The sequence below is a fragment of the Parabacteroides chinchillae genome, assembly GCF_900108035.1.
Taxonomy (GTDB): Bacteria; Bacteroidota; Bacteroidia; order Bacteroidales; family Tannerellaceae; genus Parabacteroides; species Parabacteroides chinchillae.
This window is the reverse complement of the sequence record NZ_FNVS01000003.1, coordinates 50134-65182: the sequence shown is the minus strand read 5'-3', so window position 1 is coordinate 65182 and position 15049 is coordinate 50134. Positions and strand designations below refer to the sequence as shown.

At 40.5% G+C, this 15049-nt stretch carries 9 protein-coding genes; 5 read left to right on the top strand and 4 right to left on the bottom strand.

What is annotated here, in order from left to right:
• The first annotated feature begins 59 nt into the window (after positions 1-59).
• From C4S38_RS03490 to meaB, 5 genes are all read left to right on the top strand, one after another.
• Complete coding sequence (locus tag C4S38_RS03490; protein WP_099464286.1) at positions 60-554, top strand: dihydrofolate reductase; 495 nt, start codon at positions 60-62, stop codon at positions 552-554.
• A 99-nt stretch (positions 555-653) separates the two neighbouring features.
• Positions 654-6299 (top strand): alpha-2-macroglobulin family protein, encoded by a 5646-nt coding sequence (locus C4S38_RS03485; protein ID WP_103982571.1) that lies wholly within the window; start codon positions 654-656, stop codon positions 6297-6299.
• Between the two features lie 78 nt (positions 6300-6377).
• A complete protein-coding gene (locus C4S38_RS03480; protein WP_099464288.1) occupies positions 6378-6755 on the top strand; it encodes a DUF1573 domain-containing protein in 378 nt (125 codons plus the stop codon).
• Between the two features lie 27 nt (positions 6756-6782).
• On the top strand, positions 6783-7892 hold the full coding sequence (locus tag C4S38_RS03475; protein WP_103982570.1) for a DUF1573 domain-containing protein: 1110 nt from the start codon (positions 6783-6785) through the stop codon (positions 7890-7892).
• Positions 7893-7930: 38 nt separating this feature from the next.
• Positions 7931-9034: a methylmalonyl Co-A mutase-associated GTPase MeaB gene (meaB, locus tag C4S38_RS03470; RefSeq protein ID WP_103982569.1), complete on the top strand. Its 1104-nt coding sequence runs from the start codon at positions 7931-7933 to the stop codon at positions 9032-9034.
• A 56-nt stretch (positions 9035-9090) separates the two neighbouring features.
• Here meaB and pfkA read toward each other — a convergent pair whose 3' ends face one another.
• The 4 genes from pfkA to C4S38_RS16250 form a co-directional block, all read right to left on the bottom strand.
• Entirely contained in the window at positions 9091-10071 is a 981-nt protein-coding gene (gene pfkA, locus C4S38_RS03465) for a 6-phosphofructokinase (protein ID WP_103982568.1), read from the bottom strand.
• Positions 10072-10168: 97 nt separating this feature from the next.
• Positions 10169-11041 (bottom strand): 4-hydroxy-3-methylbut-2-enyl diphosphate reductase, encoded by an 873-nt coding sequence (locus C4S38_RS03460; protein ID WP_103982650.1) that lies wholly within the window; start codon positions 11039-11041, stop codon positions 10169-10171.
• A 19-nt stretch (positions 11042-11060) separates the two neighbouring features.
• Positions 11061-11753: a (d)CMP kinase gene (cmk, locus tag C4S38_RS03455; RefSeq protein ID WP_099464293.1), complete on the bottom strand. Its 693-nt coding sequence runs from the start codon at positions 11751-11753 to the stop codon at positions 11061-11063.
• 246 nt (positions 11754-11999) lie between these two features.
• Entirely contained in the window at positions 12000-14855 is a 2856-nt protein-coding gene (locus tag C4S38_RS16250) for a DUF6383 domain-containing protein (RefSeq protein WP_103982567.1), read from the bottom strand.
• Between the last annotated feature and the right edge of the window lie 194 nt (positions 14856-15049).

The following is a 15049-nucleotide window of genomic DNA, read 5'->3' as shown; positions in this document are numbered from 1 at the left end:
AACAGTTCCGTTTATAGAATGATAACAAAACAGTTTAATACACAAAAATCGATAAGCTTATGAGTACAATTTCTATCATCGCAGCTATCGCAGACAACAATGCTATCGGGAAAAACCAGCAATTGTTGTGGCACATGCCGGAAGACATGAAACATTTTAAGGAATTGACTACCGGACATGCCGTAATTATGGGACGTAAAACATTCGAATCTCTTTCCAAGCCACTTGCCAACCGAAAAAATATTGTATTGACAACTTTACCGGAAGCAGGCTTCGTAGATTGCTTCGCTTGCGAATCTATGGGTGCAGCATTAGATATTTGCGAAAAAGAAGACGAAATATTTATTATCGGCGGCGCCTTGGTGTATCGCCAGGCTTTACGCATTGCAAACAAAATGTATATTACCCGCATTCATCATGAATTTGAAGATGCTACTTCTTTCTTCCCGGTAATAAACTGGGATTTATGGGAAGAAGTAGAACGCCAGGAATTTCCGGCGGATAAAAAGAATCCCTACCCATATACATTTTTAACTTACGTGCGTAAAAAGTAAACATTAACGTACGTTTTACAACTTTTTGCTCTTTCTTTGTATCTATATATAATAGGAAACTGTTGACAATGCATAATTGTCAATTAAAAAAGTAAAGATATGAAGATAAGAGCATTTGTTGTTTCAATCCTGATCGTTTGCGGTATAACAGCCGGCATACTATATGCCGGAGCAACTAAACAATCGACTAACCAGAAGGCAATTACAGAAGCAATCCAATCAAAAAACACTGCTACGCTGATTCAATCATTGATAACAAAAATGAAGAATCAGCTGGAGAAAAACGATGATACATTTCCCGAGTTAATAAAAGAAGTAGAAACGTATACAAAGGCTTGCAACGATTCAGCCTCATCTGCCATTCTTCATTCAATGGTAGCGGAAATGTACAATCATTATTATAATCAAAACCAATGGAACATTAATCAGCGCACAGACTTGGCAGGCTATGTTCCCGAAGACATTCGTGAATGGACGGCAAATCTTTTCACAAACAAAATAAAAGAAGAGCTGACAACATCTTTACAACCAGCCTCTTTACTACAACAGACACCTATAGATAAATATAAAACCATTCTGATTACAGGTAAAAATTCAAGCATTTTACGGCCAACATTATACGATTTCCTGATTTTCCGTGCTATTGAGATACAGCCGTCCGATGCTCTTTACCAGGAATTACTGGCGTTCCGTCGCAATCAAGCAAATAAAAAAGCACTTTTGCTGGATGAATTAGATTATTTGCGTTACCAATACGATCAATATGGTGTTCAGAACCGCAACCAATACGAAGCCAGTCTTGATAGTTTAATGAAAATATATGCCGGTCAGGATATATCCAACGAAATCCGCATAGCCAAAGTTGCCCTGCTACAGCAAACACCATACAGGTATGCCCAAAACAATATGTATGCCGATTCATTAAAAGCTTTACAATATATCATATGTAAACAGGGGATCAGCGAATTCCCTAATTATAATCGTACCGGTTCGCTAAAAAATTCACTCGATCAGCTAACCTTACCTACAATGAACGCAGAAGTAAACAAAACGGTCTATCCCGGTAAGAATCTGCAAGTCGCTTTACGTTATACAAACGTCCCGCAGGTTTCAATCAAAATATATCAAAGTTTACGTACTCCCGAAGAAGTCTATTTATATTCGGAAAACAAGAAGAATATGGGACAACTGGTGAAAGAAGTAAGCTATACACTTCCTGTTTATACACCATATGGAAGTGCTGATACTACATTATCTATCCCAATGGATAAACCGGGGCTTTACGAATGTGAAATTATAGCTAAAAGTAAAACAACCGGCCAATTCAAAATAAAGAATATATTCAGTGTAAGCCGCCTGGCTACAGTTCACCGCAACTCACCTTCGGGAGAACGGGAAATATGGGTAACAGATTATGAATCCGGCAAACCTGTAAAGGATGCTTCCGTCATCTATTACAGCCAGCCTAATAATAAACTAGTCTCGTTAGGAACTATCAAAACAGATAAAGATGGCCTGGCAACTTTACCTTTAAACAAACAAATTGCCGCTTACCGTGCAATTCTTTCAAACGACACAAAAACAATTCCTACGTTTGTTTATCCGAGAGGCACTTATCGTTCAAATGATAAAAGTGCCACAAAATTGTCTCTTTTTACAGACAGGGGAATTTATCGTCCGGGACAAACCGTATTCTTTAAAGGCATTGCTTACGTAGAAAGCACGGACAATCCACATGTGGTTGCCGGACAAACATTTACAGTTAGTTTCCGGGATGCAAACAATAAAGAAATTACAAACAAAGCATATAAAACAAATGAGTTTGGTTCTTTCAATGGAGAATTTACCATTCCTAAACAAGGGTTGAGCGGAACATTTACCGTCAATTGCAATAATGTAAATACTTATATCCGGGTAGAAGAATATAAACGGCCGACCTTTGAAGTAGAAATAGAACCTTTAAAAGAGGAAGTGTCTTTCGGACATCCAATCACCATTCAAGGCAAAGCACAAACCTACTCAGGTGTAGCTTTACAAAACGGACAAATCACATGGCGTATCAATAACCGCCCGTTCTGGTTGCGTGGTAGCATGTATGGCTATTTTAATTATTCATCCGACCAGGTTGCCAATGGTACAGCTCAATTGGATGACAAAGGGAACTTCTCTATTCCGTTCGTTCCCGAAAAAAATTATAGCGGACGCCCATCTTACCAAAGCTACGAAGTAATTGCAACACTGACCGACAGCAAAGGAGAAACACAAGAAGCCCGGTATACCTTCTCAGTAGGTGATACAGGCATATTACTCCTTATCGATATGCCGTCTAAAATGGATAAAGATTCCGCCAAAGTAGCGATCTCTGCCCGCACAGTCAACAATAGAGAAATTTCGACAAATGGGACATTCACTATTTATACTTTGCTTGGCGAACCGTCAGACGGTCAACAAAATATTGACAACTTAAAAACGGGTAAACAAATTGTTTCCGGTAATTTTACATCCGGCGAACCATTGCCAAAGTCTGTATTCAGCCAATTACCCTCCGGGCGTTATCGTCTGGAAGTGAATGCTATCGACAAAAACGGGCAAGCGGTAAAAATGGAGCAAGACATTGTCTTGTATGATAAACATGATAAACGTCCTCCTGTATTCAGTCACACCTGGCTGGTTACAGAGAAAACAAGTTGCCTGCCCGGAGAAGATGCCCGTTTTATATTTGGCACATCCGACCAGAAAGCTTCAGTTTTGTATGAAATATACAACAATGGTAAATGTATAGAACGCAGGTTAATCGAGATGAGCGACGAGAATCGTGACTTCCGTATTCCATTCAAAACCGAATATGGAAATGGGATTGTAGTTTCTCTCACCTTTATAAAAGAAGGAAAGATGTACACAACTCAGGTTCAGATACAACGTTATCAGCCCAACCGGCAACTCACAATCCTGACAGAAACATTCCGGGATCATTTGTTGCCGGGAAGTAAGGAAAACTGGAAATTCCGTATTCTGGATGCCGATTCTATCGCTGTATCAGCGGAAGTTTTAGCCAGCATGTATGATGCTTCGCTAGATCAACTCACACCGTTTAACTGGGCATTCCGGCCGGTTCCTTACATATCTTTACAAGCTCCCCGGTTCGTCGCAGGAAATGGTTTCGGCACAGATACAGGTTACGGTTCGGCTAAAATAGTCTGGCAAACGGTTTCCGAATATATATACGACCGCCTGAACTGGCAAGGAGTGTTGGACATGGGATTCAGATATAACCGGTTATATTCGACACGTGCTGCATTTGGAGGTGCGGTTATGAAGTCGGCTCCAATGGCAGAACAAGCTGTCATAGCTACTGATGCAATCGTAGCCGAAAGCGAAGATGCACCAGTCCATCAAAATCTCTCTAATGAAAGTTCAGCCCCCGCCCAAGGAAATAAGGCTAGTATTAGAAGCGATTTTGCCGAAACTGCATTTTTCTATCCTGCATTGGTTACCGATGCTGCCGGCAATGTTGCATTCGGCTTTACCATGCCGGAAAGCAATACAACCTGGAAACTGCAATTACTGGCACAGACGGAGGGCTTGAAATATGGTTACCTGTCTAAAGAAGTGGTGACCAGCAAACCTCTGATGGTATTGCCCAACCTTCCACGTTTCATGCGGCAAGGCGACCAGGTTACAATCAGTACGCAAGTTATCAACCAATCGAATAAGGAAATAACAGGACGCGTCAGCCTGGAATTATTCGATCCGGAAAATGATCAGCCGGTTGTTTGTCTTACAAAGGCACAAAAACCGTTCACTTTATCGGCAGACAGCATTACGGCTGTACAATGGACTGTACCTGTACCTAAACATATCAGCTTGCTAGGTTGTCGTATTGTAGCCGAATCAAATAACGGCAGCGATGGAGAACAACACCTCGTCCCGATTCTTTCCAATCAAATACTGGTGACTGAAAGTACTCCTTTCTATCTGATAGGCAATGGTAAAAAACAAATACAACTTACTGAGAGCAAGGATGTAAAACCTTTCCGTTACACATTAGAGCTTAGCGCTAATCCTGTTTGGTACGCTGTGCAAGCTCTGCCAACATTGACAGAACCGGATAACGACAATATTCTCTCTTGGTTTGCCTCTTATTATAGCAATACATTAGCAAGCTACATTGCCCGGTCGCATCCGCGCATCCAGCAGGTTATCAGCCAATGGACGGCAAAAGGAGGAGATGCCTCCACCCTGCTTTCCAATCTGGAGAAGAATCAGGAACTGAAAAACATCCTTCTGGAAGAAACTCCCTGGGTACTTGCTGCCAATAACGAGGCAGAACAGAAGCAACGCCTTTCCGTACTATTCGATTTAAACCGTGCTGCAGGACAACGTGAAGCTGCATTACAACATTTATTGCAAGAACAAAATCCGGACGGCGGATGGAGTTGGTTTAAAGGATTCCCCGGAAGCCGGAATATAACGTTAACAATACTGAAAGGCATGTCACAACTGACACAGATGAATGCTATCCAATACGAAGAGCAGGAAAAACGCATGCAAATAAAAGCCTTGAATTTCCTGGATCAACGAATGGAAGAAGACTACAACCAACTGATAAAAACAGAAAAGAGCTGGCAGAATAGTCGCCCTTCATCGGAACAAATAGATTATTTATTCGTACGCAGTAGCTACCGTGACATCCCGGAACTGGGCAGTGCCCGCGAAGCAATCCGCTTTTATACAACTCAAGCGGCTAAATACTGGAACAAAGAATCGCTATATAATAAAGGGGAAATTGCATTGCTAATGTATCGTAATGGGAAAAAAGATGTTGCAAACGATATTCTTGCCTGGTTACGTAAAACAGCCACAAGCTCCGAAGTAAAAGGTATGTATTGGGCAAATAACCGGACGACAAGCAACTATTTCACATCTCCGATTGATACGCACTGCATGTTGATGTCTGCATTCTATGAGATTTCACCAAACACAAAGGAAACTGATCGGATGAAACAATGGCTTCTGAACCAAAAACGCACTCAGAACTGGGAATCTGCTCCATCTACTGTCAACGCAATCTATGCATTACTATTGACAGGCAGTGACTGGCTAAATGAAAATAATACATGCACCGTTCAATGGGGAGGAAAATCATTCGATACAACCAATGGCGTTACAGCTCTCGGATATATCAAAGAAGTAATCCCGCAAAACGACATCACTCCGTCTATGAATACAATTACTATTCAGAAAGAAGGAGATACGCCTGCCTGGGGTGCGGTATACAATCAGTACTTCCAGTCTATTGATAAAGTCACAAAGCAGAAAGGTGTATTAAATATAGAAAAAAAATTGTTCATCGAATCCAACAGCGGAGATGGTTTACAAATCACACCGGTAAACAATAACCAAAAGTTACATGTAGGAGACAAAGTAATAGTACGGCTGGTAATCCGTAATGATCAGAGTATGGATTATGTTGCCTTAAAAGACCTGCGTGCAGGATGTTTCGAGCCTGCTCAACAATTGTCGGGAGCAGAGTATCGTGACGGCGTCTGGTTCTACCGTTCGCCTGAAGATGTTTCTGAAAACTTTTTCTTCGATCATCTGCCGCAAGGTACTTTTGTACTGGAATATGCAGTATATGTAGTGCGTGAAGGACAATATTCGGGAGGCATAAGTACTATTCAATGTCTCTACGCACCCGAATTCATATCACGCACCGAAGGGGAAATGATAACAGTCTATAATTAATATTAATGGTTAATGGTGCGCCATTAACCATTAAATCTTTATATTTGCCCCATAAACAACATTAAAGTAAAAAGAAAGATGAAACAGATTATTTTTATTTTTATGGCGATTTTGCTAGCTACAGGTATAGCTTCTGCCCAGCAGAAAGCTGTCATCTCAGCAGAAACAACAACACATGATTTCGGAGACATAAAAGAAGCCAACGGAAAGGTTTCCCATACCTTCCAGATATCAAATACAGGAGATGCCCCTCTGGTAATCACTCGCGTAATAGCATCTTGCGGATGTACAACCCCTGAATGGACAAAGGAGCCGATTGCTCCCGGTAAGTCTGGCAACATTAAAATCACATACGATCCGGCCGGACGTCCCGGTCCTTTTGCAAAAACAATTTCTGTTTACAGCAATGGCAAAACAGGTAGTTATATACTAACTATCCGGGGTAATGTAGAATAATAAAACCAGTTAAACCAAAAGCAAGAAATGCTGAACGTCAAAAAGATTGTTCTTATTTTTATCAGTACGCTGCTTTTTGTCTCGGCCAAAGCCCAGAATAATCCAATTATCAGCGCAGACGAGCTAACCTACAACTTCGGGACAATAGCCGAAGCCGAAGGGTTGGCAAGTCATATTTTTACTATAAAAAATACAGGAAACAGCCCGCTCGTTATCACCCGTATAACTGCATCTTGCGGATGTACCCAACCTGAATGGACAAAAGAACCTATCGCCCCGGGCAAAACAGGAGAAGTAAAAGTAACCTACAATCCCAAAGGCCGTCCGGGTCCGTTTTACAAAACAATTTCGATATTCAGCAATGGTAAGAAAGGCAGTTACTCCCTTGCTATCAAAGGAAATGTTACGCCTAAACCTTCAAATCCTGTCTTTTCTTATCCGTATTCAATAGGAGATTTGAAATTAACTTCCAAAACAATCCTGTATAATACCGTACGGCCGGAAGAAATATTGGGAGAAAAAATCAATATTACAAATAACGGTAAAACATCACTGACAATACATGTAGGCAAAGTGCCTCATTATTTAACAGTAAACGTTCAGCCGGCAACATTGCAACCCGAAGAGACCGGAGAGATCACCTTCCTTCTGAATGCCGGTGCAGCCAAAAGAAAAGGACGTATCACAACCGATATTCCATTGGAAGTAGCCTCTATCGGCCAAAAAGAAGTTTCCGACAAAATTCATATTGCAGCAAACATTGTTGACAATTTCACAAAGCTTTCCGCAGCAGAAAAAGCACAGGCTCCCGTAGCCCAACTTTCAGGAACATTGCTGGATTTTGGTAAACTTCCGGAGAAAGGGAGCATTCTACCTCTGATTAAAGCTAAAATAACCGGAACATTCGATATTACGAACAATGGTAAATCCACTCTTGTTATTTATAGCGCAAGCTGCGATGACGAGTTGATAGACATATCAGGAGGTAAAAAAGAAATTAAACCGGGAGAAACGGCAACCTATAAAGTCACAATTCGTCCCCGTGAAATAAAAGCGAAGCTGGAAGCCCTTATCAATATCGTTTGTAACGACCCGAACGGTCCGGTACGTCTGATTAAAATAACAGCTCAGAAATAATAAAACAATGTGTTGCGACACATTAAATAATTATCTATATGGAACATCCCGAAAACAACGATTTATATAAAGGATTAAAAGTAAACCAAGGCGTAGCCGACGTTCCGACTGTAAATCCTTATATGAAGAAACGTTTGCAACGTAAACAATATACCGTATCCGAGTATGTAGAAGGTATCCTAAAAGGAAATATCACCATATTAAGCCAGGCAGTAACCTTGGTTGAAAGCTCAAAACACGAACATCAGAAGATAGCGCAAGAAATTATTGAGAAATGTCTTTCCCACGCAGGAAAGTCAGTTCGTATCGGTATAACGGGAGTACCGGGAGCCGGAAAAAGCACGTCTATCGATTCTTTTGGAATGCACCTGATAAACGAAGGGCGCAAGCTGGCGGTACTAGCCATCGACCCAAGCAGCGAGCGCTCCAAAGGAAGTATATTAGGAGACAAAACCCGCATGGAAGCTCTATCCAGAGAGAAAAACGCATTCATCCGTCCTTCACCGTCGGCCGGTTCGTTAGGAGGAGTTGCCCGTAAAACCCGTGAAACAATCGTTTTATGCGAGGCTGCCGGTTTCGACACAGTCTTTGTAGAAACAGTCGGGGTTGGCCAAAGTGAAACAGCCGTTCACTCCATGGTAGATTTCTTTCTGTTAATCCAGTTATCAGGTACAGGCGACGAACTTCAGGGTATTAAACGCGGTATCATGGAAATGGCAGATGGTATTATTATCAACAAAGCGGATGGAGACAACATTGACAAAGCAAACTTAGCAGCCGCACAATTCCGCAATGCCTTACATCTTTTTCCGCCAGCCGAATCAGGATGGTTTCCCAAAGTATTGACCTATTCCGGTTATTATAATTTAGGAATCAAAGAGATTTGGGATATGGTAGGCGAATATATGGCTTTCACTAAAAAGAACGGATATTTCTATTTCAAGCGAAACGAGCAAGCGAAGTATTGGATGTATGAAAGTATCAATGATACATTACGGGATACATTCTATCACAACCCGGCTGTAGAAAGCATGCTGGAAACAACGGAAAAGCAGGTATTAAATAATAAAATCAGTTCTTTCATAGCAGCAAAAAAGATGATGGATTTATTCTTAGACAACCTGAAAGGGACAAATAAATAAGACAAGTTCAGATACCAAATAAAAAAGCCTCAGGATTTACCCTGAGGCTTTTTTATTTAGATTGATGCAACCCGCAACGTATTCAGCAAGTCGCGGTTTATTGGTTTATCATTTTTAATAGCTTTCGAGAACGGAACGTAGACTATCTGGTCATTCTGGATACCCATCATAACATTACGCTGATCGTCCAACAAAGCATCGATAGCAGCTACCCCCATACGTGTTGCCAAAATACGGTCCTGTGCAGAAGGGGAACCGCCACGCTGCAAATGCCCCAGAATAGAAACACGCACATCAAACTGAGGATATTCTTTTTTGACACGCTCTGCAACACCTATAGCACCGCCCGTTACTTCACTTTCGGCAACCAGCACAATACTACTGTTTTTAGATTTACGGAAACCAGTCTCTATCATTTCGGCCAACTGGTCTTTTTCCAAAGATATTTCCGGTATAATTGCCGCTTCCGCACCTGAAGCTATAGCCCCGTTCAATGCAAGGAAACCCGCATCACGGCCCATTACCTCAACAAAGAACAAACGATCATGTGACGTAGCTGTATCACGTATTTTATCTACACACTCCATGATAGTATTCAAGGCTGTATCATAACCGATGGTAACATCCGTACCATATAAATCGTTGTCAATAGTACCTGGCAAACCGATAACCGGCAAATCAAACTCCTGGGCAAAGATACGTGCACCAGTCAATGTTCCATCACCACCGATAGCCACTAATGCTTCAATGCCATGTTCTTTCAATTTATCATATGCTTGCTTACGGCCTTCCGGAGTTTTAAATTCGTCGCAACGGGCTGTTTTAAGAATTGTACCGCCCCGCTGAATGATATTACTTACATTGGAAGTCTTAAACTCTGCGATTTCATCTGTTATCAATCCTTTGAATCCACGATATATGCCTTTCACAGCCATTCCATTATATATAGCGGAACGTGTTACTGCACGAATGGCTGCATTCATTCCGGGAGCATCGCCTCCGGATGTTAAAATACCTATACACTTAACTGTAGACATAGCGTCTTTTTATTTTAATTGTTCGTGGCAAAAGTAATAAATAAAAGCCAACATGCTATCCTTTTCCACGAAACTTCATATAATCTTAATCATTTTATCATCCCTTAGCATTCAATTCCTTGATCCTTTCGGCTACCTTTTCCATTAACCACTTAGGTGTAGATGTGGCGCCACATACGCCTACACGTTTCACGCCTTCCGGTAACGGTTCTGTAATCTCTTCCGCTTCGGATATAAACAATGAGTTAGGGTTTGCCTTCCGGCATTCTTCAAACAACATCTTTCCGTTTGAACTTTTCTTTCCGGCAACAAAATAAACCCAATCATGGCTGGATGCAAATGCTTTTATATTGGGTAAACGATTGGCTACCTGGCGGCAAATCGTATCAAAATATTTAAAGGTCACTCCGTCGGCTATTCGTTTTTGTATTTCGGCCACCACATTGCGAAAACCATCCAAAGATTTGGTAGTCTGCGAAAACAAACAAATGCCCCGGTCAAAATCCAGTTTATCCAAATCTTCCACCTTTTCAACAACAATAGCCGTTCCTTCAGTTTGACCAACCAGACCGTTCACCTCGGCATGGCCTTTTTTTCCATAAATTACCAGCTGAATATTATCGGCCCGCGTCTCAATATAATACTTATGGATTTTACGTTGTAATTGTAATACTACCGGACAAGTAGCGTCTACAATCGTTATATTGTTTTGCACAGCCATTTCATACGTAGAAGGAGGCTCGCCATGGGCACGAAGTAATACTTTCTTCCCTTTCAGCCGGGCAAACTCGTCATGTTCTATCGTTTGCAATCCCATCTCACGAAGACGTTCAACTTCCAGGCTATTATGCACAATATCACCCAAACAATACAAAATGTCCGTATTGTTCAATTCCCTTTCAGCACTTTCTATGGCAGTAACCACACCAAAACAAAAACCGGAACTCTTATCTATCTCTACTTCCAACATTTTTGCAGACAATTGATTGTTAAGAACCGGCAACATTATGGAATTGTTGCAACAACCATAGCTTTTGCTCAGGAATAGTCATGTAAGAATTATCCAGAACCAAAGCATCTTCGGCCTGACGCAACGGACCTTCTTTACGGGTTGAATCTATTTCATCACGCTCTTTGACATTAAGCAATACATCCTCGAAGGTAGATTTGGTATCACCCTTTGCCTTTAATTCATCCAAACGGCGCTGAGCACGTATTTCAGGAGAGGCCGTTACAAATATCTTCAACTCGGCATCAGGATATACCACTGTCCCTATATCCCTGCCATCCATTACAACACCTTTCTCCTCTCCCATTTTTTGCTGCAACGGAACCATGGCATGTCTCACAAACGGCAGTGCTGCTATCAAACTAACCTTACCTGCCACTTCCATGCTCCGGATCTCATTTTCTACATTTACCCCATTCAGAAAAGTATCGGAACGTCCTGTTTCAGAATTGAAACGTTGGGTAATACGAATTGTATCCATCGAAGTTCTCAACTTTTCTTCATCAAGCCGGTTGCCGGAGAAAAAACCTTGCTGAATGCTGTATAAAGTGACAGCCCGGTACATAGCTCCCGTATCAATATATGTATATCCTATTTCTTTAGCCAAGTCTTTTGCCATTGTGCTTTTGCCGCAAGAAGAAAATCCGTCTATTGCAATAACTATCTTTTTCATTTTGTATTCACCTTTAAATGAAGTACAAATATACGAAATATCCCAACGATAAAAAAGCCCCGGCAGCTTACACCACCGGAGCCTTTGTTTGTCATACTGTCTTCCTTTCTCCCGAAAGTACCAACAGCCAAAACTTTAATTTTATTACTTTAGTATTAATATCGCTTCATTTGTTCCCCTATCACAAGATACTTGAGTTAACCCCGCATGAAGCATTAAAATTATTTTAAATAAAAATCGTCTTGTTTACTTCACAACAGCCTTAACTGCTGCTTCACCTTCTACAGCTACGATTACAACACCCTGAGGAGCAGCAATCACTTCACTGTCTGAAGTTGCAACGATTGTAGTCTTCTGACCTAATACGTTAGATACGATTACTTTCTTACCAGCAGCACCGTAAACTGTTACGTTGCCTTCGCCGGCTACTACACTGATAGTGTTAGCTTCTGTTGATTCGTTGCCGGTTGGGGTATCAACTACTTCTGTTGTGAAAGGAAAAGCATCGTCTACATCTGCAACAACGATTACACCATTTTTCTGAGCTAAATATTTATTAGAAGCTGCATTATAAATCTTATACTGACCTTCTGTCTTTGTGTTAGCAAACAAGAACTGAGCTTTAGGAGCATATTCTTTGTCGTTACCAACCAACAGGCTGTCAACACCGTTCAAACCAAACTGCTTTCCTGCAACGAATGATACTTTGCCGTCTTTAATAGATAAGTAATTGGCAACACCAGCTTCTACATCTTCAGAATCTACACCCTGAGTTGTGCGGATATAATAAGTAGGTTTAGCAGCATCCGTCATTTTAGCTGTATCAACATACATTTTCAAATTATCTTCTGAATAAGAATCAGCTTTCAAATCGCTTGTACTCTTCAACAATGCAGCACCCTTAGCACCCATTGTGATAGCCAATGAATTATTAGCTGTAGAACGAATAACCATATGAGCAGGTTTGTCTTTTGTTACATTTACGAAATCAGGAAGATCCGGGAATTCTACAGAGAATGAACCTGTCAACAATGAACCTAATTTATCAGTAAACAATTTGCCTTCTGTACCACCAGCAGTTGCAACCAGAGAGTCTGAGCCAAGAACACCAGATTCAAACGTTAATGCATCATTTGTAGTTTGTCCTTTACCTTTCAATACAACCAACTGATATTTGTTAGCAACAGAAGTAGCACGTAATAATACGGCAACTGTATCACGATTTGCAATATCATTGGCAACATATTGTTTTGTACGATTCGTCAATTTTAAGTTACCGGCAGCATCTATACCTAAGACACGATTTCCTAAGAATTCTTTCAAGATATAAGACTGACGTTTCAAATCATCGCCATAAGTAGCTGCACCAGCATTAGCTTTTGCAAGCTTAAATGATATAGCAGTTTCACCTTTGGCAGCATACAGAATAGAGTCTTTATCTTTCATATAAACAGGAACATCATCTCCGAATGTTGTATTAAAGTTCAAAGAAACAGACAAGTTGGCCAAATCAGCATCTTTGAAATACTTATAACCTACATATTCGTCTGTTGCACCTACTTCAACAAACTTAAATGTATTCTTGTCATCTGCAGAAATCTTATAACCAGCATCACCAGCTTCATAAATAGCTTTACCATTTAAGAATTTAACACCATCAAACTCACGATTGAAAATTGTATAATTTCCTGAAGCCAATTTCTTAACAGCCCATTGAGTAGAAGGTACTAATGGAGAAGCCGCTGCCTCATATTTTACAGCACCTTCATTATCAGCAGACGGAACAACTACATAATATTTATCCTTATTGTTGCCACCTGTATATAGAATAAAATATTTCTTAGTTGCATCCAAACCTGTAAACTTAGTTCCTTGAGGAAATTCAATCAAAGGAAGAGAAGCTGCACTTGTACCACCTAAAGTAGTAACAATCTTAGCACCCGTATTATCTGTTGAAACATTTACCAAGACAGGTTGTGTTCCCTTCTTATAAATATAATCCGTATGACCTTCATTATCTTTTTCATACGTTACAGAAGCGTTGCTACCAATAACAAGTGAATCACCTGCAATTCTGTTCTTATACACTTTAAATGCGAACAAATAAGAAGAGATATTACGTCCTTCTGCAGCAATTGTATCAGAACCTGCCGTCAACTGAGCCTTTTCATTCGTTTCATTTGTTAATGTATCTAAAACAAATTTATAACCAGACTGTGCACTCCAATTTGAACCGCCATTAGGAGCATAATGCAATGTATCTGTTACAACAAACAAAGTGTCATTTGCCTTACCAGTCCACTGGCTATTTTCACCTTTTGCTCCTATTACACGTAACATAACTGAATCTGACGGCGTAAACCCATCATTAGAAGCAACCCATTCGTTATTAGCTACGTTAGCAGCTTTTGCTTGCGTTCCGCTTACTGCAACAGCTTCCAATTTATTAGCAGTAAACACATTACCGGCAACTTCTGCACCAAATGCCAATTTAAAATAACCGCCATCATTTGAATTCAAATCATCGGCACTCAATTTAACTTCGGTACCAGCATCCACAATCATCCATTCTGTAGCTACAACACCGTCTACTTTATCATTAAACTTGCCGTCTTTTGACAAAATTACAGTACCTGCAGGAATGCCTTTTATATCAGAGCTCAAAGTATCCAGTCTAAAAGAGCTACCATTAGTGATATAACCGCCATCAGTACCTTTCCAAGCCCATTTAGAAATGCCATCAGCAACCATACCTGTTCCTTCTTTTGCAAAACTTAATTTAGCATTTGTAATTTTGTTCACAAAAGAAAATACAGAGTCTGTTTCTACAGACAGATCAACCTGCCACATAGCAGAATCCAATGCAGAAGCATTCTGGAAATCACCTTTTACAGGAGACATTAGATAAAGACTATCCTTACCATCGCGAGTTGTAGCTCCCAAATAAGAATTCACTGCTGCGTCCTTAATCTGAATGTGATAATAGTTCACAGTGGGTTTAATAGCAGTTGCATGTCCGCCTGTAGGAACATATTGCGCACTTGCTGATAGTCCACCGGCTACCAGAGCGGCAGCCAAAAGAGTAGAAAATCTTTTGTTCATAATCTAATTAATTAATATTAATAATAGTGTTCATTAAAAGTTCTATAAATCAAAGCGTTTCATCATTCCGAACGCATAAAATATGACTAGGGAAAACGTTGGTCTAGATTAGTCATTTTTTTAGCTGTTTTCAGGCAATTCGTAACCTGAAGCGATTGTTTTGTAATTGATAGCTTATATTCTTGATAAGAAAG

Excerpts from the sequence above, each read along its gene's own strand:
- C4S38_RS03490 (WP_099464286.1), top strand. The coding sequence starts at position 60 with ATGAGTACAATTTCTATCATCGCAGCTATCGCAGACAACAATGCTATC.
- C4S38_RS03485 (WP_103982571.1), top strand. The coding sequence starts at position 654 with ATGAAGATAAGAGCATTTGTTGTTTCAATCCTGATCGTTTGCGGTATA.
- C4S38_RS03480 (WP_099464288.1), top strand. The coding sequence starts at position 6,378 with ATGAAACAGATTATTTTTATTTTTATGGCGATTTTGCTAGCTACAGGT.
- C4S38_RS03475 (WP_103982570.1), top strand. The coding sequence starts at position 6,783 with ATGCTGAACGTCAAAAAGATTGTTCTTATTTTTATCAGTACGCTGCTT.
- meaB (WP_103982569.1), top strand. The coding sequence starts at position 7,931 with ATGGAACATCCCGAAAACAACGATTTATATAAAGGATTAAAAGTAAAC.
- pfkA (WP_103982568.1), bottom strand. The coding sequence starts at position 10,071 with ATGTCTACAGTTAAGTGTATAGGTATTTTAACATCCGGAGGCGATGCT.
- C4S38_RS03460 (WP_103982650.1), bottom strand. The coding sequence starts at position 11,041 with ATGTTGGAAGTAGAGATAGATAAGAGTTCCGGTTTTTGTTTTGGTGTG.
- cmk (WP_099464293.1), bottom strand. The coding sequence starts at position 11,753 with ATGAAAAAGATAGTTATTGCAATAGACGGATTTTCTTCTTGCGGCAAA.
- C4S38_RS16250 (WP_103982567.1), bottom strand. The coding sequence starts at position 14,855 with ATGAACAAAAGATTTTCTACTCTTTTGGCTGCCGCTCTGGTAGCCGGT.